Annotated in this window: 20 protein-coding genes and 1 tRNA gene; 15 read left to right on the top strand and 6 right to left on the bottom strand. The window is 69.3% G+C overall.

From position 1 onward, the window contains the following. Window positions 1-164: 164 nt before the first annotated feature. Entirely contained in the window at window positions 165-1,040 is an 876-nt protein-coding gene (locus DTO57_RS04705) for a helix-turn-helix transcriptional regulator (protein WP_114117018.1), read from the top strand. On the opposite strand, the gene DTO57_RS04700 is transcribed toward DTO57_RS04705, so the two are convergent. After that, window positions 1,033-1,671: a trimeric intracellular cation channel family protein gene (locus DTO57_RS04700; protein ID WP_114117017.1), complete on the bottom strand. Its 639-nt coding sequence runs from the start codon at window positions 1,669-1,671 to the stop codon at window positions 1,033-1,035. The genes DTO57_RS04705 and DTO57_RS04700 overlap by 8 nt on opposite strands. Before the next feature lie 126 nt (window positions 1,672-1,797). Further along, window positions 1,798-2,709, bottom strand: coding sequence for a universal stress protein (locus DTO57_RS04695; protein WP_114117016.1), 912 nt, complete (start codon window positions 2,707-2,709; stop codon window positions 1,798-1,800). Between the two features lie 181 nt (window positions 2,710-2,890). Here DTO57_RS04695 and msrA point away from each other — a divergent pair, with 181 nt between their 5' ends. From msrA to DTO57_RS04665, 6 genes are all read left to right on the top strand, one after another. After that, complete coding sequence (msrA, locus tag DTO57_RS04690) at window positions 2,891-3,442, top strand: peptide-methionine (S)-S-oxide reductase MsrA (protein WP_114117015.1); 552 nt, start codon at window positions 2,891-2,893, stop codon at window positions 3,440-3,442. An 80-nt stretch (window positions 3,443-3,522) separates the two neighbouring features. After that, a complete protein-coding gene (locus tag DTO57_RS04685; RefSeq protein WP_187346588.1) occupies window positions 3,523-4,614 on the top strand; it encodes a Gfo/Idh/MocA family protein in 1,092 nt (363 codons plus the stop codon). Next, window positions 4,611-5,513: an alpha/beta hydrolase gene (locus DTO57_RS04680; RefSeq protein ID WP_162785658.1), complete on the top strand. Its 903-nt coding sequence runs from the start codon at window positions 4,611-4,613 to the stop codon at window positions 5,511-5,513. Before DTO57_RS04685 ends, DTO57_RS04680 begins: the two co-directional genes overlap by 4 nt. Before the next feature lie 82 nt (window positions 5,514-5,595). Beyond that, window positions 5,596-8,247, top strand: coding sequence for an alpha-L-rhamnosidase (locus DTO57_RS04675; protein ID WP_114117012.1), 2,652 nt, complete (start codon window positions 5,596-5,598; stop codon window positions 8,245-8,247). A gap of 31 nt (window positions 8,248-8,278) precedes the next feature. Beyond that, the gene (locus DTO57_RS04670; RefSeq protein WP_114117011.1) at window positions 8,279-9,553 is read left to right on the top strand and encodes an MFS transporter; all 1,275 of its coding nucleotides are present in this window, start codon (window positions 8,279-8,281) and stop codon (window positions 9,551-9,553) included. 84 nt (window positions 9,554-9,637) lie between these two features. Continuing rightward, window positions 9,638-10,678: a LacI family DNA-binding transcriptional regulator gene (locus DTO57_RS04665; RefSeq protein WP_114117010.1), complete on the top strand. Its 1,041-nt coding sequence runs from the start codon at window positions 9,638-9,640 to the stop codon at window positions 10,676-10,678. On the opposite strand, the gene DTO57_RS04660 is transcribed toward DTO57_RS04665, so the two are convergent. The 4 genes from DTO57_RS04660 to DTO57_RS04645 all read right to left on the bottom strand — a co-directional run bounded on the left by DTO57_RS04660 (window position 10,675) and on the right by DTO57_RS04645 (window position 14,602). Continuing rightward, on the bottom strand, window positions 10,675-12,189 hold the full coding sequence (locus DTO57_RS04660) for a sulfatase-like hydrolase/transferase (RefSeq protein WP_229730549.1): 1,515 nt from the start codon (window positions 12,187-12,189) through the stop codon (window positions 10,675-10,677). The genes DTO57_RS04665 and DTO57_RS04660 overlap by 4 nt on opposite strands. A gap of 62 nt (window positions 12,190-12,251) precedes the next feature. Then, complete coding sequence (locus DTO57_RS04655; RefSeq protein ID WP_114117008.1) at window positions 12,252-12,992, bottom strand: pyrimidine reductase family protein; 741 nt, start codon at window positions 12,990-12,992, stop codon at window positions 12,252-12,254. Between the two features lie 7 nt (window positions 12,993-12,999). After that, window positions 13,000-13,893: a dihydropteroate synthase gene (gene folP / locus DTO57_RS04650; protein ID WP_114117007.1), complete on the bottom strand. Its 894-nt coding sequence runs from the start codon at window positions 13,891-13,893 to the stop codon at window positions 13,000-13,002. A gap of 73 nt (window positions 13,894-13,966) precedes the next feature. Then, the gene (locus DTO57_RS04645; RefSeq protein WP_114117006.1) at window positions 13,967-14,602 is read right to left on the bottom strand and encodes an MBL fold metallo-hydrolase; all 636 of its coding nucleotides are present in this window, start codon (window positions 14,600-14,602) and stop codon (window positions 13,967-13,969) included. 201 nt (window positions 14,603-14,803) lie between these two features. Between DTO57_RS04645 and DTO57_RS04640 the strand changes: the two genes are divergently transcribed. From DTO57_RS04640 to DTO57_RS04605, 8 genes are all read left to right on the top strand, one after another. Continuing rightward, a tRNA-Glu gene (locus tag DTO57_RS04640) sits at window positions 14,804-14,876 on the top strand. Between the two features lie 216 nt (window positions 14,877-15,092). Then, the gene (locus DTO57_RS04635; RefSeq protein ID WP_114117005.1) at window positions 15,093-16,088 is read left to right on the top strand and encodes a TerC family protein; all 996 of its coding nucleotides are present in this window, start codon (window positions 15,093-15,095) and stop codon (window positions 16,086-16,088) included. A 203-nt stretch (window positions 16,089-16,291) separates the two neighbouring features. Next, window positions 16,292-17,749, top strand: a complete 1,458-nt coding sequence (leuC, locus tag DTO57_RS04630; RefSeq protein WP_114117004.1) for a 3-isopropylmalate dehydratase large subunit — start codon at window positions 16,292-16,294, stop codon at window positions 17,747-17,749. A gap of 2 nt (window positions 17,750-17,751) precedes the next feature. Next, complete coding sequence (gene leuD / locus DTO57_RS04625) at window positions 17,752-18,348, top strand: 3-isopropylmalate dehydratase small subunit (RefSeq protein ID WP_114117003.1); 597 nt, start codon at window positions 17,752-17,754, stop codon at window positions 18,346-18,348. 63 nt (window positions 18,349-18,411) lie between these two features. Beyond that, window positions 18,412-19,773: a UDP-N-acetylglucosamine 1-carboxyvinyltransferase gene (gene murA / locus DTO57_RS04620; RefSeq protein ID WP_114117002.1), complete on the top strand. Its 1,362-nt coding sequence runs from the start codon at window positions 18,412-18,414 to the stop codon at window positions 19,771-19,773. A 2-nt stretch (window positions 19,774-19,775) separates the two neighbouring features. Beyond that, window positions 19,776-20,516, top strand: coding sequence for a lysophospholipid acyltransferase family protein (locus DTO57_RS04615; protein ID WP_229730551.1), 741 nt, complete (start codon window positions 19,776-19,778; stop codon window positions 20,514-20,516). Next, window positions 20,513-21,619 carry an NAD(P)H-dependent glycerol-3-phosphate dehydrogenase gene (locus DTO57_RS04610; RefSeq protein ID WP_114117000.1) on the top strand — a complete coding sequence of 369 codons (1,107 nt, stop codon included), beginning with the start codon at window positions 20,513-20,515 and terminating at the stop codon, window positions 21,617-21,619. The genes DTO57_RS04615 and DTO57_RS04610 overlap by 4 nt, the downstream gene beginning before the upstream one ends. Beyond that, window positions 21,525-22,610: a D-alanine--D-alanine ligase family protein gene (locus DTO57_RS04605; protein WP_114116999.1), complete on the top strand. Its 1,086-nt coding sequence runs from the start codon at window positions 21,525-21,527 to the stop codon at window positions 22,608-22,610. The genes DTO57_RS04610 and DTO57_RS04605 overlap by 95 nt, the downstream gene beginning before the upstream one ends. The last annotated feature ends 1 nt before the right edge of the window (window position 22,611 follow it).

The raw sequence follows: 22,611 nt of genomic DNA, 5'->3' as shown, positions 1-22,611 counted from the left end.
TTCTCCTTCAGATGTGGGGTGAAGAGATCGGGGACCTCGACTCCGGCGGGGGAGGAGGTCATGTCATCCAGTACACCGGCACCTCGCGCGCGCAGGAATACCCTGGCGAGGGATGTACTGACAGGGAACCTCTGGCGACGCGACCGCTACGTACGCTGGAGCGCATGGATAACCGATCAGAGGTGCGCGAGTTTCTCATGTCGCGCAGGGCACGGCTCACGCCCGAGCAGGCGGGGCTGCCGGGCGGCGGCAACCGCCGCGTTCCGGGGCTGCGCCGCGCGGAGGTCGCGATCCTCGCAGACGTGAGCGTGGAGTACTACGGCAAGCTCGAGCGCGGCGCGATCGCCGGCGCGTCGGCGGCGGTGCTCGACTCGATCGCCGACGCGCTGCAGCTCGACGACACCGAGCGCGCGCACCTCTTCGACCTGGCGCGGGCCGCCGACGGGATCCCCGCCTCGGGTCGCCCGCGCCGCCGCCCGAGCGCCGCGCAGACCTCGCGCCCGGGGCTGCAGTGGGCGATCGAGTCGGTCACGGGCGGCATCGCGGTCGTGAGCAACGCCCAGCTCGACGTGCTCGCGACCAACGCCCTCGCCCGCGCGTTCTACTCGCACGTCATCGGCGACGGCGGCCGCACGCCGAACCTCGCGCGCTTCCAGTTTCTCGACCCCGCGTCGCGCGAGTTCTATCCCGACTGGGATCGCTTCGCCGAGATGTGCGTCGCGAACATGCGGGCGGCGGCCGGCCGCGACCCGCACAACCGCGCGCTGCAGGATCTCGTGGGCGAGCTCTCGACGCGCAGCGACACCTTCCGTACCCTCTGGGGCGCGCACAACGTGCGCACGCACGGGGCCGGCACGAAGCGCTACCTGCACCCCGTCGTCGGCGAGCTCACCCTCGTGTACGAGGAGCTCTCGGTGACGGCCGATCCCGGCCTCACGCTCATGCTCTACACCGCCGAGCCCGGATCCGTGTCGGCGGAGCGCCTCGCGCTCCTCGCCTCGTGGGGCGCCGAGCAGGCCGTCGAGGCCGAGGTCAGCTAGCGGCCGAGCCGTCGCCCTGCCCGCGCGCGAACTGGGCGCCCGGCACGCGCCAGGCGTACTTGAGCGAAAGCAAGCGGAAGACGAGAACGGCCGCCGTGACCGAGTAGAGCGCGATGTTGCCCGCGCCGCCCAGCTGCCAGATCAGCACGATGAGGGCGGATCCCGCGAACGCGGGCGCGGCGTAGAGGTCGCGCGGGTTGAATAGCTGCGGGTCGTGGTTCGCGACCACGTCGCGCATGAGGCCGCCGCCGACGGCTGTCGTGACGCCGAGAAGCAGCGACGCGATGGGGTTCATGCCGAACTCGAGCGCGGTGACGGCGCCGGTCGTGCAGAACACGGCGAGGCCGACGGCGTCGAAGACGAGAATCGTCGTCCAGAAGCGTTGCACGTGGCTCGACATGAAGAACACGACGAGCGCGGCGAGCACGGGCGGGATCAGGTGGATCGGCTCGTTAAACGCCGCGGGCGGGCGGCCGATGATGAGGTCGCGCACGACGCCGCCGCCGAGGCCCGTGAGCGAGCCGAGCAACAGCGAGGCGACGATGTCGAAACCGCGCTTTGCGGCGAGCAGGCTGCCCGAGATCGCAAAGAAGAACGTGCCCAGAAGGTCGAGGGCAAGGCCCCAGGTCATGCGCGCTCCCGTTATCGCGTCTCTCGGCGCCGCATCGCGCCGCACATTCCGGAGAGAAATCCTATCCGTCGGACCTGCGTAAACGAGGAGGAGCGGGGCGCTCGACGCGCCCCGCCCGCCCCGTCGTTAGGCGGCCTGTTCGCCGGTCGGCACGATCATGACGGGGCCCTCGGCGTGGAACAGCACCGAGCGCGACACGGATCCGAGAAGCACGCTCGCGACCGCGCCGCGGCCGCGGGTGCCGAGCACCGTGAGCTGCGACGAGCGCGTGCGCGCCGCGAGCAGCGACTGCGCGGATCCGACCTCGACACCCGAGGCGACCTCGAGGCCCGGGTTCTTCGCCCGGATGGCCTCGGCGTGGGCCGCGAGATCCTCCTCGATCTGGCCCTGGCGTACGCCCACGAGGTCGACGTCGAGCGCCGCGTCGGGGTACCAGAAGGTGACCTCCTCGAAGGGCGGCAGCGCCGTGACAATGTCGAGCGTCGCGCCGCGAGAGGCGGCGATCGCGGTGGCCTGGGCGAGCACGTCCTCGTTGAGGTGCGACCCCTCGACCGCGACGGTGACGGGGCCGTCGGCGTTCAGCCGCTCGTTCACGACGATCGTGGGGCAGTGCGCGTGCGAGGCGAGGGCGACCGACACGGATCCGAGCACGCGGCCCGTGAAGCCGCCGCGGCCGCGGGTGCCGACGACGGCGAGCTCGGCCTGGTGCGAGAGCTCGACGAGCACTCCCGCGGCGTCGCCGATCTCGGCGAGGTACTTCACGTCCCCGCGGTGCTCCGTGAGTTTCGCGCGCGCCTCGTCGAGGATCCCCTCGGCCGCGTTCTTCGCGATCTCGGTGTCGGCGGGGATCGCGAGCGAGCCCATGGTGGCGTAGAACATCGTCGGGACGATCGACGCGGTCGCGACGGTGAGGGTTACCCCGCGGCGCTCCGCCTCGGCGGCGGCGTAGGCGAGAGCGTGCTGCGCGTGTTCGGATCCGTCGAAACCGACCAGGACGCCGAGCGGGCGGTCGTGGGTGTCAGATGCGGTGGCGTTCATGATGACCTCCAGCCCGGGGTCTCACGATTACGGCCGGAGGCGCCGACCCCGAGAACCTGCGCCTCGCGTCGGTTTTAGGCTATCGCCTTTCGCTCCGCCGGGGAATCTTGCGGCATATCTCTGTGTTGCACTCGCTAGGGTCGAAACGCATCCGACGCTCGACAAGTAACAAGGAGTTCTCATGACCAGTGGAGCACAGGACACCGGCGCCATCACGCGCACCCCCGGCACCGAGACCGCGGTCCTCGCGGGCGGCTGTTTCTGGGGCATGGAGGACCTCGTGCGCAAGCAGCCGGGCGTCGTCAGCACGCGCGTCGGCTACACCGGCGGCGAGAACGACCACCCCACCTACGGCAACCACCCGGGCCACGCCGAGGCGCTCGAGATCGTCTTCGACCCGTCGGCGACGACGTACCGCGACATCCTCGCCTACTTCTTCCAGATCCACGACCCGTCTACGCTCAACCGCCAGGGCAACGACGTGGGCACGAGCTACCGCTCGGCGATCTTCCCGCTCGACGCCGAGCAGGAGCGCGTCGCGCGCGACACGATCGCCGACGTCGACGCCTCGGGCCTCTGGCCGGGCAAGGCCGTCACGACGATCGAGCCGGAGGCGCCCTTCTGGGAGGCCGAGCCCGAGCACCAGAACTACCTCGTGCGGTACCCCGCCGGCTACACCTGCCACTTCCCGCGCGCCGGCTGGGTGCTGCCGACGCGCGAGCAGGCCGCATAGGCTCGTTTGACGCTCGCGGCGCCTTCTCGATAGATTTCCTCGCAGAACTCATTCGCAAAGAAGCATCGAGAGGGGCTGCCGTGGGCACGCCTGAAACCATCCTCCGCGTCGGCGTTGTTGGCTGCGGAAACATCGTCGAGCAGTACCTGCAGACGCTGCCGCACCTGGGCAACGTGCGCCTCGTCGCCGCCGCCGACCTGGATCCGGCCCGCGCTGAGGCGGTCGCCGCCCGCGTCGACGGCGCGCGGGCGCTGTCGGTCGACGAGCTCATCGCCGACCCCGAGGTCGACCTGGTGCTGAACCTCACGATTCCGGCGGTGCACCACGAGATCGCGCTGAAGGCGATCGCCGCCGGCAAGCAGGTCTACGGCGAGAAGCCGCTCGCCGACACCGTCGCCCACGCCCGCGAGATCCTCGCGGCCGCGGAGGCGGCGGGCATCACGGTCGGATCCGCCCCCGACACGGTTCTCGGATCCGGGATCCAGACGGCGCGGAAGGCCGTCGACGACGGCCTGATCGGCCGCCCGATCGCGGCGACCGCGACCATGACGACGCCCGGCCACGAGCGCTGGCACCCGAACCCGGACTTCTACTACCAGCCGGGCGGCGGACCGCTGCTCGACATGGGCCCGTACTACGTCACCGCGCTCATCACCCTGCTCGGCCCCGTCACCTCGGTCATCGGCGCCGCGAGCAGCCTGCGCGACGAGCGCACGATCGGATCCGGCCCGCGCGCGGGCGAGACGGTGCCGGTGAATATCGACACGCACGTGACGGGCGTGCTCGTGCACGAGTCCGGCGTGCTCTCGACGCTCGTCATGTCGTTCGACACCGTGGCTTCGCGCGCCTCGCGCATCGAGGTGCACGGCGAACAGGGCTCGCTCGTCGTGCCCGACCCCAACAACTTCGACGGCGCGACCGAGCTGAAAACCCTCGGCGACGACGAGTGGCAGGTGCTCGACCAGACGGCCGGCTACGTCGGTGTCGGCCGCGGCATCGGCCTGCAGGATCTGGCGCTCGCGAATGGATCCCCGCGCGCGAGCGGCGCCGTCGCGTTCCACGCGCTCGAGGTCATGGAGTCACTCGTCGAGTCGGCGCACACGGGCCGCTCGATCGCGATCGAGAGCACCTGCGAGCGCCCGAGCGCCGTGCCCCTCACGACCATCGCGTGACGGCCCTGACGCCTGCCGAGACCCGCGAGTGGCGTGCGGCGGACGGCGCGACGCTCCGCGACCTCGTGTTCGGCGAGCCCGGGGCGCCGCCCGAGCGCACGCTCGTCGTCGTGTGCGGCGCGTTCCTGCCCGCCGCGATCTACGCGCCGTTCGCGGCGGCGCTCGTGCGCGAGCTCGGCGGCGGGTGGGCGATCCACGTCTATGACCGCCGCGGGAAGGGTGGCTCGAGCCCCGTCGACGACTCGTATCGCTTTGACACCGAGCTCTCCGACGTGCGCACGGCGCTGTCCGAGTCGGGGGCCCGCCACGTGCTCGGCCACTCGCTCGGCGGCGCGATCGTGCTGCACGCGGTGCGGGCGCTCGCGGCGGCGGGGGATCCGCTCGTGCCCGAGAGCACGATCGTCTATGACCCTGCCATCAACCTCGATGGCTCGATGGACGCTGCGTGGCTACCGCGGTTCGAAGGCTACGTGGAGCGCCGGAAGTGGGGTCGCGCGGCCGCCGTCGTCGAGCGGGTCATGGGCCGCTCGCACACGCTGTCGCGGGCGCCCTCGTGGATGGTCGCCGGCGTCATGGCGGTGTGCGTGAGGACGGGCCTGCGCGGCATGTCCGAGTCGCTCTTTCCCGCGGGCGCCGCCGAGCTGCGCGCCGCCTTCACGGAGGAGGCGCGCGCGGCCGACTTCGCGCACATGCCGTCGAACGTCTGCATTCTCGTGGGCGAGAAGAGCGCCGATTACTTCCGCGCGACCGCCGCGGCGCTCGGCCGCGCGATGCCCGACGCGACGCTCGTCGAGGTGCGCAAGGGGATCCACGGATCCGTGCCGGCGGTGCGTCACCCCATCGTGCCCGCGGCCGCGCGCTGGCTGCGCGGCGAACCGCTCGGCGACGTCGCGCGCTGAGCGCCTCGCGGCATTGGCGCCTCGTCGTCGGGTTTTGATGCGTTACAATTAAAGCGCTTCAATTCTTCGATGGAGGACGTAGATGTCACTTTCCACTCATTCGCGTGTCGTTGAGGTGCGTGCGGGCGGCAGGGGAGCCCCCCGCTTCGTATCCTCGCCGAACCCGTCGCTCAGCTGGCGCGTCGACACCGACGCCGAGGGCTGGACGCAGGCGGGTGCGGTCGTCGAGGCGCGCCGTGGGGAACGCATTGAGCGCCACGAGGTCGCCGGCAACGCGAGCGCTTCGGTCGCCTGGCCCTTCGCGCCGCTCTCGGCATACGAGCGCGCCGAGATTCGCGTCTCGGTGACCGGCGCCGACGGATCCGAAATCCCCGCGGGCGAGTGGACGGCCGTCGAGGCCGGCCCGCTGTCGCCCGCCGACTGGAACGCCGCCTTCGTTGCGGCCGCCGACGACGCGACCGCGGGCGCCCCGGATCCCGCGACCGTGCGCGACGGATCCACGAACGACGAGGTCCGTGCGGCGCTCCGCGCCGAGACCGCCGACCGCGGGACCAGCCGATTCCGCCGCGACGTCACGATCGAGCGCCCCGTCTCGCGCGCCCTGCTGTCGTACACCGCGCACGGCGTCGTCGAGTTCACGATCGACGGCGAGCCTGTCTCCGACGAACTGCTCGCGCCCGGCTGGACCTCCTACCGCGACCTCCTGAACTTCTCGACCGTCGATGTGACCGACCGACTGTCGGCCGGCGATCACGCCCTCGGGGCGTGGGTCGGCCCGGGCTGGTACGCCGAGTACTTCGGCTTCGACGGCGACTTCTTCCGCACGTGGCGCGGCGCGCGGGCGCTCTCGGCCCAGCTCCGCATCGAGTACGCCGACGGCGGCGTCGAGACGATCACGACCGACGAGTCGTGGTCGGCGACCATCGCGAGCGCCATCCGATTCGCGAGCATCTACCAGGGCGAGCGCTTCGACGCGCGCCTCAGCGACGCCGGTCTCACCCTCGAGGGCGCGCTGCCCGGCGCTGCGCCGGCGGTCGTCGCCCCGGCGGATCCGGCCCGCCTGCGCCCCGCGGGCGCCCCGCCCGTGCGCGTGACCGAGCGCCGCGAGGTCGCCGCGACGGTGGCGACGGCCTCGGGCGGCACGATTCTCGACTTCGGCCAGAACCTCGTCGGCCGGCTCCGCATCCGCGTATCGGGCGAGGCGGGCACGACGATCCGGATCCGCCACGCCGAGGTCATCGAACGTGACGAGCTCGGCGTGCGCCCCCTGCGCTTCGCCGAGGCCGCCGACGAGTACACGCTCGCGGGCGGCGGCGTCGAGGAATGGGCCCCACGGTTCACGTTCCACGGCTTCCGCTACGCCGAGATCACCGGCGTCGACCCCGCGGCCGTCGAGGTGGTGGCCGAGGTTATCGGCAGCGACCTCGTGCGCACCGGTTGGTTCGACACCGACATCGCCGAGATCAACCGCCTGCACCAGAACGTCGTGTGGAGCACGCGCAGCAACTTCGTGTCGATCCCGTCCGACTGTCCCCAGCGCGACGAGCGCCTGGGCTGGACGGGCGACATCCAGGTGTTCGCCGACACCGCCGGCTACCTCTTCGACACCCAGGCGTTCCTAGGCTCGTGGATGGAGAGCGTCGCGGCCGACCAGGCCCGCATCGGCGGAGTCGGCCCGCTCTACGTGCCGCTCATCGACCAGAACCTGTTTCCTCCGACGCCCATGGCGGCGTGGAGCGACGTGACCACCGTCGTACCCATGGCGCTCTACCGGCAGCAGGGCGATCTCGGCCTGCTCGCGGCGCAGTATCCGAGCATGCGCTCGTGGGTCGACGTCGTGCGCGGCGAGTGCATCGACGGGCTCTGGGAGTCGGGCATGCAGCTCGCCGACTGGCTCGACCCCACGGCGCCGCCGGAGCGCCCGTTCGAGGCGAAGACCGACCCGTACCTCGTCGCGACGGCGTACGCGTACCGCTCGGCGACCCTCGTCGCCGAGGCCGCCGCGGCGCTCGGCTACGCCGACGACGAGGCCGTCTACTCCGCGTTCGCGGACGAGGTGCGCGCGGCCTTCCAGCGCGCATACGTCACGCCGGCCGGCCGGATGATGTCGGACAGCCAGACGGCCTACGCCGTCGGCATCGCCTTCGGTCTCTTGCCCGAGGAGCTCGTTGCGGCGGCGGGGGAGCGCCTCGCCGGCATCGTCGAGCGCGGGCAGCACCGCATCGGCACGGGCTTCGTCGGCACGCCGATCATCTCGGACGCTCTCACGATGTCGGGCCACCGCGACGTCGCCCAGGCGATGCTGCAGACCTCGGAGCTGCCGAGCTGGCTCTACCCCGTCTCGATGGGCGCGACCACGATCTGGGAGCGCTGGGACTCGATGCTTCCCGACGGATCCATCAACCCCGGCGAGATGACGAGCTTCAACCACTACGCGCTGGGCGCCGTCGCCGACTGGCTCCACCGCGATGTGGGCGGCATCGCGCCGCTCGAGACCGGCTGGCAGAAGTTCCTCGTGCGCCCGCGCGCGGGCCTCGCATCGCGCGCGTCGGCCCAGCTCGACACCGCGTTCGGCGGGATCCGTGTCGAGTGGGCGGCCGCGGATCCGGGGGCCGGCGAGCGGAGCGCGCTCGACGCGACCGTCGTCGTGCCGCCGAACACCACCGCCGTGATCGACCTGCCGGGTCGCGAGCCGGTCGAGGTCGGATCCGGCACGCACCACTTCATTTCTTAGCAACCTCTCGTACGTTCGAAGGAGAACTCTCATGACTAGCACCCGTTCCGCGAACCGCCACGCCTGGTGGGTCGCCTTCCTCTCCGGCATGGTGTCGTACCTCGACGCCGGCGCCATCGTGACCACCGGAACCGCCCTCGTGCTTTACGGCAACGAGTTCGGCTTCGGCATCGAGACGATCGCGCCGCTATCGTCGATCCTGACCTTCTCGATCGCCGTCGGTGCGCTCATCGGTGGCCGCCTCGGCGACCGCTTCGGTCGCCGCCGTATCTTCATCCTGACGCTGTCGCTCTTCGCGGTCGGCGCCGCGATCTTGACCTTCGCGCCGGGAATCGCGTGGCTCTACCCGGGCATCATCCTGCTCGGCTTCGCTGCCGGCGCCGACCTGCCCGTCTCGATGTCGATGATCGCCGAGGCGGCGAGCAACGACAACCGCGGCAAGATGGTCTCGTTCACGCACATCCTCTGGATGGCTGGCGTCATCATCGTGAGCCTGCTCGGCGCGCTCTTCGGTAACCTCGGCGTCATCGCTGGCCGCATCCTCTACGGACACCTGCTCGTCATCGCGATCATCGTCCTGGTCCTGCGCCTGCGCCTGCCCGAGTCGAAGGCGTGGCAGACTACCGCCGCCATGATGGCGGTCAAGCCCGAGATGCGCGGCCTCAGCGCCTTCAAGCCGCTGCTGACGCGCCGCTACCTCAGCGCGCTCGTCGCGACGGGCGTCTTCTATGCCCTCGTCAACATCGCCGCGAACATCAACGGCCAGTTCTCGACCTACATGTACACGACGGTTGCGGGCTCGACGGTGTCGACGGCCTCGACGATCGGCATGATCATCACGATCGTCAGCGCGGCCTCGCTCCTGTTGCTCATGCGCATCGTTGATGGCCGCCGCCGCATGATCTGGTTCGCGATCATGGCAATCCTCAGCCTCGTCGCCTTCATGATCCCAGCTCTCCTCGGCGTGACGGTGACGACGCTCGTCATCTTTGGCGTGCTCTACTCGATCGGCGGCGCCGTCGCGGGCGAGCCGATGTATAAGGTCTGGTCGCAGGAGCTCTTCCCGACGTCGCACCGCGCTACCGCGCAGGGCATCACGATCGCGTTCACCCGCATCGTGGCGGCGCTCGTCGGCCTGCTTATCCCGTCGCTCGTTGCCTTCGGCGCGACGAGCATCTTCTTCCTGATGGCGGGCACGAGCATCGTCGCCTTCGCGATCGGTATCTTCTGGATCGCGCGGATGCCCAAGGCGACCGACGACGACCCGGCGCTTCGCGACGCCGAGAACGCTTCGGCCGACGCGTAATCACCCACCCATACGACGCCCGACGCCTGTGCTAGCGTGAATCGCTTCGCCTGCGTCGGGCGTCGGCGCGTATAAGGAGGACAGATGGTGAGTTCCCCATCGCGCGGAACCGTGACGATGAGCGAGGTCGCGGCCGCCGCGGGCGTGTCGCTCGGGACGGTCTCGAACGTTCTCAACCACCCCGAGCGTGTGCGCGACGAGGTGATCGAGCGGGTGTCGGAGACGATCACGCGGCTCGGCTACGTGCGCAACAGCGCCGCCCGCACCCTCGCGGCCGGGCGCAGCAACACCGTCGGCTACGTCATGGTCGACATCTCGAACTCGCTCTACACCGACATCGCCCGCGGCGCGGAGGACGTCACGTCGTCGTCCGGCATGTACCTCGTTGTGGCCAACGCGGGCGTCGAAGGCAGCACGGCGCGGCAGGCAACCTACATCGACCACTTCGTGGAAAACCAGCTGCGGGGGATCCTGTTGGCGGTCTTTGATAACGACGTCAGCGGCGTCGCGCGGATCCGCCAGGCCGGCGGACGCGTCGTGCTGCTCGACGTCGCGACCGACCTCGACGTCGACGCCTGCACCGTGCGCATCGACTACGAGCTCTCCGGTTATCTCGCGGCCGACCACCTGCTGAGCCAGGGGCGCTCGCGCCTCGCGTTCGCGGGCGGGCTGCGATCGATCCACGCGATCGGTGAACGGCTCGCGGGCGCCGAGCGGGCCGTGGCCGAGCACGCGGGGGCGACGCTCGAGTTCGTCGCGAGCGGCGACATTCAGGCAACCGACGGGCGGGCGGTGGCCCGCGAGCTCGCGGCGCGCGCGCCCGGCGAGATGCCCGACGGCATCATCACCGCGGCCGACCTCGTCGCGACGGGCCTCATGCCCGAGCTCCTCGCGCGCGGGTTCCGGATCCCGGACGACGTCGCCCTGATCGCGTGCGACGACAACAAGTCGGGGTACGACAACGTCGTGCCGCTCTCGACGATCGACCTGCCGGGGTATGCGGTCGGCCAGGCGGGCATGAACCTGCTACTCGACGAGATCCGCGACCCCGACCATATGCACCGCCGCGTCGTCCTGAAGCCCACCCTCAGCGCGCGCGAGAGCTCGGTCGGTCGCGCGCACTAGTGGCCCCATGCCGCCTCGTAGAAGTCGTCGGACCGCGAGGTGAGGAGCGCGCGGTAGCGGGATGAGCTGAGCGCGAGGGGCGACGCGTCGGGGATCCGCTCGGCGAAGGCCGAGACGCCGAGGCCCGCCGCGCCGCCCCCGATGTGCAGCCCCGCGGCCTCGAGGATCGTGCCGTACATGCTCAGCTGGTCGACGCTCCCGCGCGTCGCGGGCGTGCCGCCGGGAACCCAGATGCGGTTGTAGATCGTGCGGTCGGTGCGATCGGCGAGCTCGGCGTGGAACGCGGCGGCGATTCCTGTCTGCTTGAGGTGATCGCCCATGATGACGAGGGCGGTGTCGTCGAGGTAGCTGGCCTCGCGCATGTGCTCGACGAGGCCGGTGACCTGATCCATTGAGCACGCGTAGATCGAGGTCATCTCCTCCTCGGTCTCGATGGGGCAGTAGTCGTAGGCGTGCGCCGGCTCGTGGGTGTCGAGCGTCAGCACGCCGAGGTTGAAGAGCTGCCCGGTCGACTCGTAGTCGTCGTGGAGCGCGTCGACCTGCTCGATCGCGCGCGCCATGAGGCGCTCGTCGCTGAGCCCCCAGTCGCTGCGCATATCGGCCTCGGCCTCGCCGAGCTCGCGCCAGTGCAGGAGGTCGAGCTCGGCGCCGTAGCCGTGGTCGCTCAGGAAGAGCCCCTTCGCCGCGAACGCCGCGTTCGCGCCGCCCATGAAGACGTTGCGGTACCCGGCCTCGGCGAGCACGTCGCCGACGCAACTCGCGCCCGGCAGGTAGCTCGTGAGCCCGCCAGAGAGGTCGTCGATGATCTCGCCGCGCGAGGCCGCGACGATGCCCTTGAGGGGCAGGCCGCACTGCGTCGAGACGAGGCCCGCCATGGTCCAGCCGCCGCCGGCGTACTGCGTCAGTTCGTCGATGCTACCGAAGTCGGCGGTCGCCTCGTTGAGCCGCTCGTACGGGTTCACCTCGGTGACCGCCGGATCCTCGAGCGTCTCCTCGCCCGACTCGAGGTAGATGACGACGACGTTGTGGGCGCCGCTCGCGTCCGCGACGCGGGGCGCGACGTAATAGTCGCCGATGTCGGCGGTGTTGGCGGCCGAGCGCACGTAGTCGGGCAGCTTGATGGTCGTCGCGAACGCGAATGATCCGGCGCAGGCGACCGCGACGGTCGCGAGCATGCCGACCGGCCCCAGGATCCGCGCCCGGGGGCGACCGGCGCGCGCAGCGCGGCGGACCCGCCTGCGGCGCCCGAACGCGAGCGCGAGCGTCGCCGCGATCGGGAGGACGCCGATCGCGATGATGGCCGCCCAGACGAGGCCCGCGCCGCCCCCGCCGTCGGTCTGCACGGCGATGAGGTTGAGCAGAAGCTGGTCGAGCGAGATCTTGCCGTAGAAGACGCGGATGCCGAGGCTCGCGATGAGCAGCGTCAGCCCGGCCCAGAACAGCACCCAGGCGATGGTCGATGCGGCGGCGCGCAGCGTGCGCGACACGGCGGGTTTCGGGGCCTGGGTCACCGGCGGGTCACCCCTTCAACAGGTGTGGGAAGACAAGACCCGTCACGCTACTCCCGAAGGCTCTAGGGATGCCGAGTGGAATACCTCAGGAGCAGTTCGTCGCCCGACCGCATCGCGCCGACGAGGCGCAGGGGAGTGGGGGCCGCCTCGGACGCCGCCGAGATGCGGCGCGCCGTGCCGCCCTCGAGGGTCGGCGCGAGGGTGAGGCAGAGCTCGTCGACGACGCCGGCCGAGAGGGCCGCGCCGAAGAGGCTCGGCCCTCCCTCGCTGTGGATCCGCGTGAGGCCGCGCGAGGCGAGGTCGGCGCGGACGGCCGCGAGATCGGTGTCGTTCTCGCCGACGATGACGACGTCGGCCACCCGCGCGAGCGCGTCGCGCCTGTCCGGGCTCGCGGACGAGACGGTGTAGACGATGGGCCGCACGGGCGCGTCGGTGAAGATCGACGATGCCGGATCCAGGTCGGCGGAGCGGGTGACGAGCGCGAAGACGGGGTGCGCGGGAAGACCGCGCGCCTCACGCCATGCGACCGCCGCGTCGCCCAGCCGCATCGCCGCGTAGCCCTCGTCGCGCGCCGTCCCGGCGGCCACGAGCACGACGTCGGCCCCGTAGCGGAGCAGGTCGAACACGCGATGATCGGCCTCGTCTCCGAGACCGCCCGAGAGGCCGTCGCGGGTCGCGGCGCCGTCGACGCTCGAGATGAAGTTCATGCGCAGCCAGGAATCTGCCTCGGGGAAGGCATATGCCTCCAGCAGCATGTCGTCGTCAAGGTCGGCGTGGGGCGAGGGCCAGAGGCGGTCGATCATGATGCTCCTAGACGTTGTGCGTCGGGTGGGTGTTGTGCTCGAGGCGCACGGGCTCGCGCCACCCCATCACGGCCTCGATCATGCGCGCCGAGTCGACCGAGGCGGCGACGTCGTGCATGCGGAGGATGCGGGCACCGCGCTCGACACACATCACCATCGCCGCGAGGGATCCCGCGAGCCGCTCCTTCTTCTTGCGGTCGAGCACCTCGCCGACGAAGTCCTTGTTCGACACCGCCGCGAGAAGCGGAAGCCCGATGTCGGCGATCTCGTCGAGGCGCCGCGTGATCTCGAGCGAGTGCAGGGTGTTCTTGTCGAGGTCGTGGCCCGGATCGATGATGATGCGCTCGCGCGGGATCCCCGCCGCGACGGCGCGCTCGACGCGCTCCACGAGGAAGGCGCGCACCTCGGCCACGACGTCGTCGAAGTGCGCCGCGGGCTTCTCGACGCGGGGCGGCCCCACGCTGTGGGTGACGACGACGAACGCGTTGCTCTTCGCGATGACCGACGCCATGTCAGGGTCGCCGAGACCGCTCGTGTCGTTGATGACGGCGGCGCCCGCCTCGATCGCCGCGGCCGCGACGGCCGCCTTGTTCGTGTCGACGGAGATCACGACATCGCTCTGGCGCGTCACCTGCTCGACGACGGGGGTGACGCGGTCGATCTCCTCCTCCGTCGACACCTCGGGGCCGCGGCCGAAGGGCACGCCGCCGATGTCCACCCAATCCGCGCCGCCCTCGGCCGCGCGGAGTGACGCCGCGACGGCGTTGTCGAGCGCGAACGTCGCGCCCTGGTCAAAGAACGAGTCGGGCGTTCGGTTGATCACCGCCATGACGGCGACCTGGCGCGAGAAGTCGAACTCCCGCTGACCGATCCGGTGGATGTGAGGGGGAACAGTGAACATCGACGCTCGCTTCCTGCCGTGACGGCCTCTCCCTCGATGATATTGACCGAGGGGAGGGGTGGGGCCGGCCCGGTTAGACCTCCAGCGCCTCGCCGGCCGCGAGGGGGTGGAACTCGCCGCCGTTTTGTTCTGTCGCCCACGCGAGGCGCCCGAGGTGCATCGCGAGGCCCGGCGCCGAGAGCGTGCCCTCGTGCGTGCCGAAGGCGTGGCGCGGGGCGACCGCGAGGACGTAGTCCATGGCCTCGCCGATCTTGAGCCACGGGGCGCCCGCCGGCGCCGCGAGTACCTGCACGTCGACCCCCTCCGGCACCGCGTACGAGTCTCCGGGGTAGTAGAGCGTCTCGTTGATGAGCACACCCACGTTGTCGATGAGGGGGATCGACGAGTGGATCTCGTTGTGGGTGCCGCCGAAGAAGCGCAGCGTGAAGGATCCGGCGGTGCGCTCGTCGCCGGGCGCGACGACCGTGATCTCGGCGGGGACAGCCGCGGCGACGGCGGCCGTGCTGAAGATCGGCACGCCGGGCAGCTCGTGGGCGATGCGCTCGAGGTGCTCGGGCGTCCAGTGATCGGCGTGCTCGTGCGTGATGATCACGCCGACGACGCCGGCGAGGTCGCCGAGGTCGGGAGAGAAGCTACCGGGGTCGACGATGAGGCTCTCGCCCGATTCCTGAACGGTGAGGCGAGCATGTTCGTGCTTGATGATGCGCATGAGACAACTCTCGCACCGAAGTTGGCCCAGGGGGCTTCCCTCCGCGTCGAAAATGGAATAGGCTCTGATCAGGCAAACACGCCCGGGCGTTGTGGGTAGCGGCGCTCGATTTTGCCCTGCGCACCAATCGTGCGTATAGTTATCTATGTCGCCGCGAGAGACACGGAGAGAAAAACTTCGAGCCTCGCACGGAAGACATGCGGCCCCATCGTATAGCGGCCTAGTACGCTGGCCTCTCACGCCGGTAACGCGGGTTCGAATCCCGCTGGGGTCACCGCAGAAAGAAAGCCTGGACGATTGTCCAGGCTTTCTTTGCGTTCGTGCTCGGCGCGCGGTGCGCCGTGGAATAGACTTGCTCGCGCGAAGGGGAGTATCCCGTCACCGCGCATATCGTCAGTACGAGCCCCATCAAAGCGGCTCCGGGTGCGTGGCGCATCGAGAGGTGCGGGGAGAGACTTTCGGCAGTTTCGAGCGCCCGAAAGGCTTGCTTGTGGAAATTCCTGTTGCTTTCCAGGTCGGATCGCTGATCGTCCTCGTTCTGATCCTGGCTGCAGATCTGTTGTTAGTGCTGAAGCGTCCGCACATTCCCTCGACCAAGGAGTCTGGGCTGTGGGTTGTCTTCTACGTCACGCTCGCCTTGCTCTTCGCCGTCGCCCTGTGGGTGATCGGTGACACCAACCACGCGCTCGAGTTCGTGAGCGGTTGGCTCACCGAGTACAGCCTGTCGATCGACAACCTCTTCGTGTTCGTGCTGATCATGAGCCAGTTCGCTGTGCCACGAAAGTATCAGCAGGAGGTGCTCATGGTGGGCATCATCATCGCGTTGATTCTTCGCGCTGCGTTCATCATGGTCGGTGCGGTGCTCATCGAGCAGCTCAGCTGGATCTTCTACATCTTCGGCGCGTTCCTTGTATACACCGCGCTGAAGCAGGTGTTCGAGAAGGAGGAGCACGGCGGTGACGCGAAGGCCGAGTCGTTCATCGTGCGCACGCTGCGTCGTTTCGTCCCGATCCACGACCAGTACGACGGATCCAAGATCCGCACCGTGGTGAACGGCAAGAAGATGCTGACGCCTATGCTCATCGTGTTTATCTCGATCGGCGTCACCGATCTCATCTTCGCCATCGACTCGATCCCTGCGATCTTCGGCATCACGCAGGTGCCATTCCTGGTCTTCGCGGCCAATCTCTTCGCGTTGATGGGGCTGCGCCAGCTCTACTTCCTGCTAGGCGATTTGCTCGAGAAGCTCCGCTACCTCAAGTTCGGCGTGGCGTTCATCCTCGCCTTTATCGGCGTGAAGCTTGTCTTCCACGCGATGCACGTCAACGAGCTGCCGTTCGTCAACGGCGGCCAGCCGATCGAGTGGGCCCCGGAGATCAGCAACTGGGTGTCGCTCGGCGTCATCGTGGCCTCGATCGTCGTGTCGACGGTCGCGAGCATCGCCGTGAACTCGGTCGAGACGAAGCGCAGCGCGCCGGAGAATTGACGGCCGAATCGCCCCCGCGTTAAGCAGAGTGCTCAGTACTGGATCCGTGCGAACGGAGAGTACTGAGCACTCTGTTATTCTCGAGGGGTGCGGTGCTACAGCCTCCTCCTTAGCTGCCGCGGCGGGACCTCGTTCTAGGCCTCCCCGTCGCGGAGTTTGTCGATGGCTGACACCGACACCCGTCAAGGAGTTAAGTAATTCGCATGAGCGCTGATATCACCATTCCGGAAAACCCGCGCACCCTGGCCGAGAAGCTGTGGGACGACCACGTCGTGGTCCGCGGCGAGGGGCAAGAGCCGGACCTCATCTACATCGATCTGCACCTCATCCACGAGGTGACGAGCCCGCAGGCCTTCGACGGCCTCCGTACGGAGGGCCGGCCGCTGCGCCGCGTCGACCTCACGATCGGCACGGAAGACCACAACACGCCGACGCTCGCGATCGACAAGCCGATCGCCGACCTCACGAGCCGTACGCAGATCGAGACGCTGCGTAAGAACACGGCCGAGTTCGGCGTGCGCCTGCACCCGCTGGGCGACGCCGAGCAGGGCATCGTGCACGTCGTCGGCCCGCAGCTGGGCCTCACGATGCCCGGCCTGACGGTCGTGTGCGGCGATAGCCACACCTCGACGCACGGCGCGTTCGGCGCGCTGGCCTTCGGCATCGGCACCAGCGAGGTCGAGCACGTCATGGCCACGCAGACGCTGCCGCTCAAGCCGTTCAAGACGATGGCGATCAACGTCGAGGGCGAGCTGAAGCCCGGCGTCACGGCGAAGGACATCATCCTCGCGGTGATCGCGAAGATCGGCACGGGCGGCGGTCAGGGCTACGTGCTCGAGTACCGCGGCTCGGCGATCCGCTCCCTCTCGATGGAGGGGCGCATGACGATCTGCAACATGTCGATCGAGGCCGGCGCCCGCGCCGGAATGGTCGCGCCAGACGAAACCACCTTCGAGTACGTCAAGGGCCGCGACCACGCGCCGACGGGCCAGGACTGGGACGACGCGGTCGCCTACTGGAAGACCCTGCCGACCGACGAGGGTGCGACCTTCGACGCCGAGGTGTTCATCGACGCGAACGAGCTCGAGCCCTTCGTGACCTGGGGCACCAACCCCGGCCAGGGCGTATCGCTGTCGCAGACGGTTCCGACGCTCGAGAGCTTCGACGACGAGGGCGACCGCCAGGCCGCCCAGCGCGCGTACGACTACATGGACCTGACGCCGGGAACGCCCATGAAGGACATCGTGGTCGACGCGGTGTTCATGGGATCCTGCACGAACAGCCGCATCGAAGACCTGCGCGCGTTCGCGTCGGTCATCAAGGGCCGCAAGAAGGCCGACGGCGTGCGCGTCATGGTGGTTCCCGGATCCGCCCGCGTGCGTCTCGAGGCCGAGGCCGAGGGTATCGACAAGATCGTGACCGAATTCGGCGGCGAGTGGCGCTTCGCGGGTTGCTCGATGTGCCTCGGCATGAACCCCGACCAGCTGGCGCCGGGCGAGCGCTGCGCCTCGACGAGTAACCGCAACTTCGAGGGCCGCCAGGGCAAGGGCGGTCGGACCCACCTGGTGTCGCCGCTCGTCGCGGCGGCGACCGCCGTGCGCGGCACGCTCTCGAGCCCGAGCGACCTCGAAACGCCCGTTCTGGAAGGTGCAGGAGCCTGATCATGGAGAAATTCACCACTCACACGGGCGTCGCGGCACCGCTGAAGCGCAGCAACGTCGACACCGACCAGATCATCCCGGCCGTGTTCCTCAAGCGGGTCACGAAGACCGGCTTCGACGACGCGCTGTTCTACTCGTGGCGTCAGCAGGACGATTTCGTGCTGAACCAGGCGCCGTACAAGAACGCGTCGGTGCTCGTCGCCGGCCCCGACTTCGGCACCGGCTCGAGCCGTGAACATGCTGTGTGGGCGCTCCGCGACTACGGCTTCAAGGCCGTTCTCTCGCCGCGCTTCGCTGACATTTTCCGCGGTAACTCGGGCAAGCAGGGCCTGGTCACGGGCATCATCACGGAAGACGTGATGGAGAAGTTCTGGGCCGCGATGGACGCGAACCCCGGGGTCGAAATGACGGTTGATCTTGTCGAGCGAATCGCCACGCTCGGCGACTTCAGCGCTCCGTTCGAGATCGACGATTACACTAGGTGGCGGCTCCTCGAAGGGCTCGATGACATCGGGCTCACGCTGCGTCATCAGGATGAGATTACGCAGTTCGAGGCCCGCCGCGAGGCTTGGCGGCCGCGGACCCTCCCGGTTCCGTGAGACCGAGGCCGCCCCGAACCCCGGGGCGGCCCATCCGCCGGAAGTGAGTGAGGATCCACTGGAATGACGTCTGTGATTGACGCGGAAAACACCGCGACCCCTGACCTCGGCGACGTCCTGGAAATCCGCGGCGGTCGGCCGCTGCGCGGACAGGTCGATGTCAAGGGCGCAAAGAACCTCGCGACCAAGGCCATGGTGGCCTCGCTCCTCGGCGAAACGCCGTCGACGCTCCGCGATGTTCCCGAGATCCGCGACGTCGAGGTCGTCAGGTCACTCCTCGAGGTTCACGGCGTCCGCGTGACGGAGGGCGAGGAGCCCGGCTCGCTCGTGCTCGACCCCACCGCCGCGAAGTCGGCCGGTTTCGAAGAGATCGACGCGCACGCGGGATCCAGCCGCATTCCGATCCTCTTCTGCGGCCCGCTCCTTCATCTGCTGGGTCAGGCCTTCATTCCCGACCTCGGAGGTTGCCGCATCGGCGACCGCCCCATCGACTTCCACCTCGACGCGCTCCGCAAGTTCGGCGCGATCGTCGACAAGCAGCCCAACGGGATCCGCCTCTCGGCACCCGAGGGACTGCACGGCGCGAGCATCGAGCTCCCGTACCCGAGCGTCGGCGCGACGGAGCAGGTGCTCCTGACCGCCGTCCGCGCGAAGGGCGTCACCGAGCTCAAGAACGCGGCCATCGAACCCGAGATCATGGATCTCATCGGCGTGCTCCAGAAGATGGGCGCGATCATCTCGTACGAGCCGAACCGCGTCATCTTCATCGAGGGTGTGGCCGAGCTCAAGGGCTACGACCACCGCAGCCTCTTCGACCGCAACGAGGCCGCGAGCTGGGCCTGCGCCGCGCTCGCGACCGACGGCGAGATCTTCGTCAAGGGTGCGCGCCAGTACGAGATGCTGACGTTCCTCAACGTGTACCGCAAGACCGGTGGCGCGTTCGACATCACCGACGAGGGCATCACCTTCCGTCGCTCGAAGACGCCGCTCAACCCGGTGATGGTCGAGACCGACGTGCACCCCGGGTTCATGACCGACTGGCAGCAGCCGCTCATCGTCGCGCTGACGCAGGCCGAGGGCGTGTCGATCGTGCACGAGACGGTCTACGAGAACCGCCTCGGCTTCACCTCCGCGCTGAACCAGATGGGTGCCGACATCGTTGTGCACCCCGAGGGTCTCGAGGGTGCATACCGCCGCGTGCCGCGCCGCCCGCTCGAGCAGGCCGCCGTGATCACCGGCCCGACCCCGCTCGAGGGCGCCGACATCGTCGTGCCCGACCTGCGTGGTGGCTATGCCTACGTCATCGCGGCGCTGGCCGCGAAGGGCACGTCGCGCGTGTCGAACGTCGGCATCATTCGTCGCGGCTACGAGAAGTTCTTCGACAAGCTCACCGCCCTCGGCGCTGACTTCGACGTCGTAGGCTGAGCGTGGCCAAGGCCTCGAGCGAGAAGTCGCGACCCAGCCTGTTTTGGCTGCTCGCGGCCGTCGTCGTACCGCTTGTCGGGTGGTTCGCGAAGATTGAGGTGCGTGGCGGCGAGAACCTGCCGCGCGAGGGCGCGTACGTGCTCGCCCCCAACCACCACAGCGAGTTCGACCCGCTGACGGTCGCCGTGGCGACCTGGCGGCTGGGCCGCGCGCCGCGCTTCATGGCGAAGGAGAGCCTCTTTCGCGTGCCGGTGCTCGGCGCCGCGATGAAGGCGACCGGCATGGTTCCGGTCACCCGCGGCAAGTCGGGAGCCTCGCAGTCGATGGCCCAGGCGAACGACATCGTGAAGAACGCGCGCGGCGTGATCGTCTACCCCGAGGGCACGCTGACGCGCGACCCCGACGTGTGGCCGATGCGCGGCAAGTCGGGCGCCGTGCGCCTGGCGCTCGCGGGGGGCATCCCGCTGATCCCCGTCGCGCATTGGGGCGAGCAGCAGTTCATGCCGCGCTACGGCAAGATCAAGCTCTTCCCGCCGCGTCGCCGCGTGACCGTCGTCATTGGCAAGCCCGTCGACATGAGCGACTTCGTCGGCCGCGAGCACGAGAAGGGCGTCCTCACCGACGCGACCGATCGCGTGATGGCAGAGATCTCCGGCCTCCTCGGCCAGATCCGCGGCGAGACGCCGCCCGCCGAGCGGTGGGATCCGACGCGCCACGGCCAGAGCGAGACGGGGCGCATGTGAGCACCCGAGTCACGGTTCTCGGCTCGGGGAGCTGGGGCACGACCTTCGGCAAGATACTTGCCGACGGCGGATCCCAGGTCACAATGTGGGCGCGCCGCCCCGAGCAGGCGCGCGAGATCGACGAGGCGAAGCGCAACTCGCGCTACCTCTCCGGCATTAACCTCCCTCGCTCGATGCACGCGACGCACGACATTGCGCGCGCGCTCGAGGGAGCGGATCAGGTGTACGTCGCGGTGCCGAGCAAGTCGGCCCGCGAGACGCTGAAGCAGATCCGCCCGATCCTGGCGAAGACCGACGCGCCGATCGTCAGCCTCATGAAGGGCGTCGAGAAGCGCACCAACATGCGCATGAGCGAGGTCATCGAGCAGGTGCTCGGGTGCGACCGCGACCGCATCGCGGTCGTCGGCGGCCCGAACCTCGCGCGCGAGGTCGCCCAGGAGCAGCCGACCGCGGCGGTGGCGTCGTCGTACAGCGCCGAGACGGCGGCCGTCGTCGCCCGCGCGAGCTCGAACGCCTACTTCCGCACCTTCGTCAACACTGACGTTCCCGGCACCGAGTTCGGCGGCGTCCTGAAGAACCTCATCGCCGTCGCCACCGGCATCGTCGATGGCGTCGGCTACGGCGAGAACACGAAGGCCTCGATCATCACCCGAGGGCTCGTGGAAATGACCGACTTCGCGGTTGCGTATGGCGCGCAGCCCGAGACGATGCAGGGGCTCGCGGGCCTCGGCGACCTGATCGCGACCTGCCAGTCGCCGCTCAGCCGCAACAACACGGCGGGCCGGCTGCTCGGCCAGGGGTACACGCTCGACGACGTCGTCGCGCACATGGAACAGACGGCCGAGGGCCTGAGTTCTGTCGCCCCGATCCTGCAGCTTGCACACGAAAAGGGCGTAGACATGCCCATCGTGGAACAGGTGAAGATGGTGCTCGATGGCACCATGAAGCCGCGCGACATCGCGCCGCACCTCACGACAGATGACGACACTCCCCAGGAGGAAACCCAGCATGCAGCAGGCGACCGTGGCGGTGCTCTTCGGCGGACGCTCGAGCGAGCACGAGATCTCTTCGGCGACGGCGGGGGGCGTGCTCGGCGCGATTGACCGCGAGCGCTACCGCGTCGTGCCGATCGGCATCACGCGCGATGGCGTCTTCGTGCTCGAGCAGGACGACCCCGAGCGCTTCCGCCTCAACGCGGAGAAGATGCCCGAGGTGGTCGATAACGGCACGCGCGTGATCTGGCCGATGCCGGGCGGCGCGCGCGAGCTGCGCGTCGAGCGGGCCGACGGATCCGTCGAGTCGCTCGGCGAGATCGACGTCGTCCTGCCGATCCTGCACGGCGTGCACGGCGAGGACGGCACGATGCAGGGCTTCCTCGACATCCTCGAGCTGCCCTATGCGGGCGGCGGCGTGCTCGACTCGGCGATCTGCATGGACAAGCACTTCATGAAGATCGCCCTGCAGTCCGACGGCATCGCCGTGGCGCCGTGGATCACGGTGCGCGCGGCCCGCTGGGCGGCCGAGCCCGACGCGATCCGCGCCGAGATCGAGGCCCTCAGCTACCCCGTGTTCGTGAAGCCGGCTCGCGCGGGCTCGAGCGTGGGCGTCTCGAAGGCGCACGACGCCTCCGAGCTCGACGAGGCCATGCGCATCGCCTTCGCGGAGGACGACAAGGTGCTCGTCGAGACCGGCATCGTCGGTCGCGAGATCGAGGTCGCGGTTCTCGAGGGCCGCGGATCCGAGCCGACGCGCGCGTCGCTTCCGGGCGAGATCGTCCTGACGACCCGCGAGTTCTACGACTTCGAGGGCAAGTACCTCGGCGGCGACGGGGCAGACGTCGTCTGCCCGGCCGACCTCACCGACGAGCAGATCGAGCGGATCCGCGAGATCGGCGCGCGCTCGTTCGATGCGGTCGACGGCCGCGGTCTCGCGCGCGTCGACGTCTTCCTGACGGAGTCGGGCGAGATCGTCGTCAACGAGCTGAACACGATGCCGGGCTTCACGCCCATCTCGATGTACCCGAAGTGCTGGATCGCCTCCGGCCTCGGCTACGCCGACCTCATCACCGAGCTGATCGAGCTCGCTCGGGCATAAG

The organism is Microbacterium sorbitolivorans (assembly GCF_003327285.1).
GTDB classification, from domain to species: domain Bacteria; phylum Actinomycetota; class Actinomycetes; order Actinomycetales; family Microbacteriaceae; genus Microbacterium; species Microbacterium sorbitolivorans.
Note: the sequence above shows the minus strand (reverse complement) of the source record. Positions and strands in the feature narration are given on the sequence as shown.

What these genes read in the sequence shown, in the direction of transcription:
- DTO57_RS04705 (WP_114117018.1), top strand. Translation starts at nt 165, where the DNA reads ATGGATAACCGATCAGAGGTGCGCGAGTTTCTCATGTCGCGCAGGGCA.
- DTO57_RS04700 (WP_114117017.1), bottom strand. Translation starts at nt 1,671, where the DNA reads ATGACCTGGGGCCTTGCCCTCGACCTTCTGGGCACGTTCTTCTTTGCG.
- DTO57_RS04695 (WP_114117016.1), bottom strand. Translation starts at nt 2,709, where the DNA reads ATGAACGCCACCGCATCTGACACCCACGACCGCCCGCTCGGCGTCCTG.
- msrA (WP_114117015.1), top strand. Translation starts at nt 2,891, where the DNA reads ATGACCAGTGGAGCACAGGACACCGGCGCCATCACGCGCACCCCCGGC.
- DTO57_RS04675 (WP_114117012.1), top strand. Translation starts at nt 5,596, where the DNA reads ATGTCACTTTCCACTCATTCGCGTGTCGTTGAGGTGCGTGCGGGCGGC.
- DTO57_RS04670 (WP_114117011.1), top strand. Translation starts at nt 8,279, where the DNA reads ATGACTAGCACCCGTTCCGCGAACCGCCACGCCTGGTGGGTCGCCTTC.
- DTO57_RS04665 (WP_114117010.1), top strand. Translation starts at nt 9,638, where the DNA reads ATGGTGAGTTCCCCATCGCGCGGAACCGTGACGATGAGCGAGGTCGCG.
- DTO57_RS04655 (WP_114117008.1), bottom strand. Translation starts at nt 12,992, where the DNA reads ATGATCGACCGCCTCTGGCCCTCGCCCCACGCCGACCTTGACGACGAC.
- folP (WP_114117007.1), bottom strand. Translation starts at nt 13,893, where the DNA reads ATGTTCACTGTTCCCCCTCACATCCACCGGATCGGTCAGCGGGAGTTC.
- DTO57_RS04645 (WP_114117006.1), bottom strand. Translation starts at nt 14,602, where the DNA reads ATGCGCATCATCAAGCACGAACATGCTCGCCTCACCGTTCAGGAATCG.
- leuC (WP_114117004.1), top strand. Translation starts at nt 16,292, where the DNA reads ATGAGCGCTGATATCACCATTCCGGAAAACCCGCGCACCCTGGCCGAG.
- leuD (WP_114117003.1), top strand. Translation starts at nt 17,752, where the DNA reads ATGGAGAAATTCACCACTCACACGGGCGTCGCGGCACCGCTGAAGCGC.
- murA (WP_114117002.1), top strand. Translation starts at nt 18,412, where the DNA reads ATGACGTCTGTGATTGACGCGGAAAACACCGCGACCCCTGACCTCGGC.
- DTO57_RS04605 (WP_114116999.1), top strand. Translation starts at nt 21,525, where the DNA reads ATGCAGCAGGCGACCGTGGCGGTGCTCTTCGGCGGACGCTCGAGCGAG.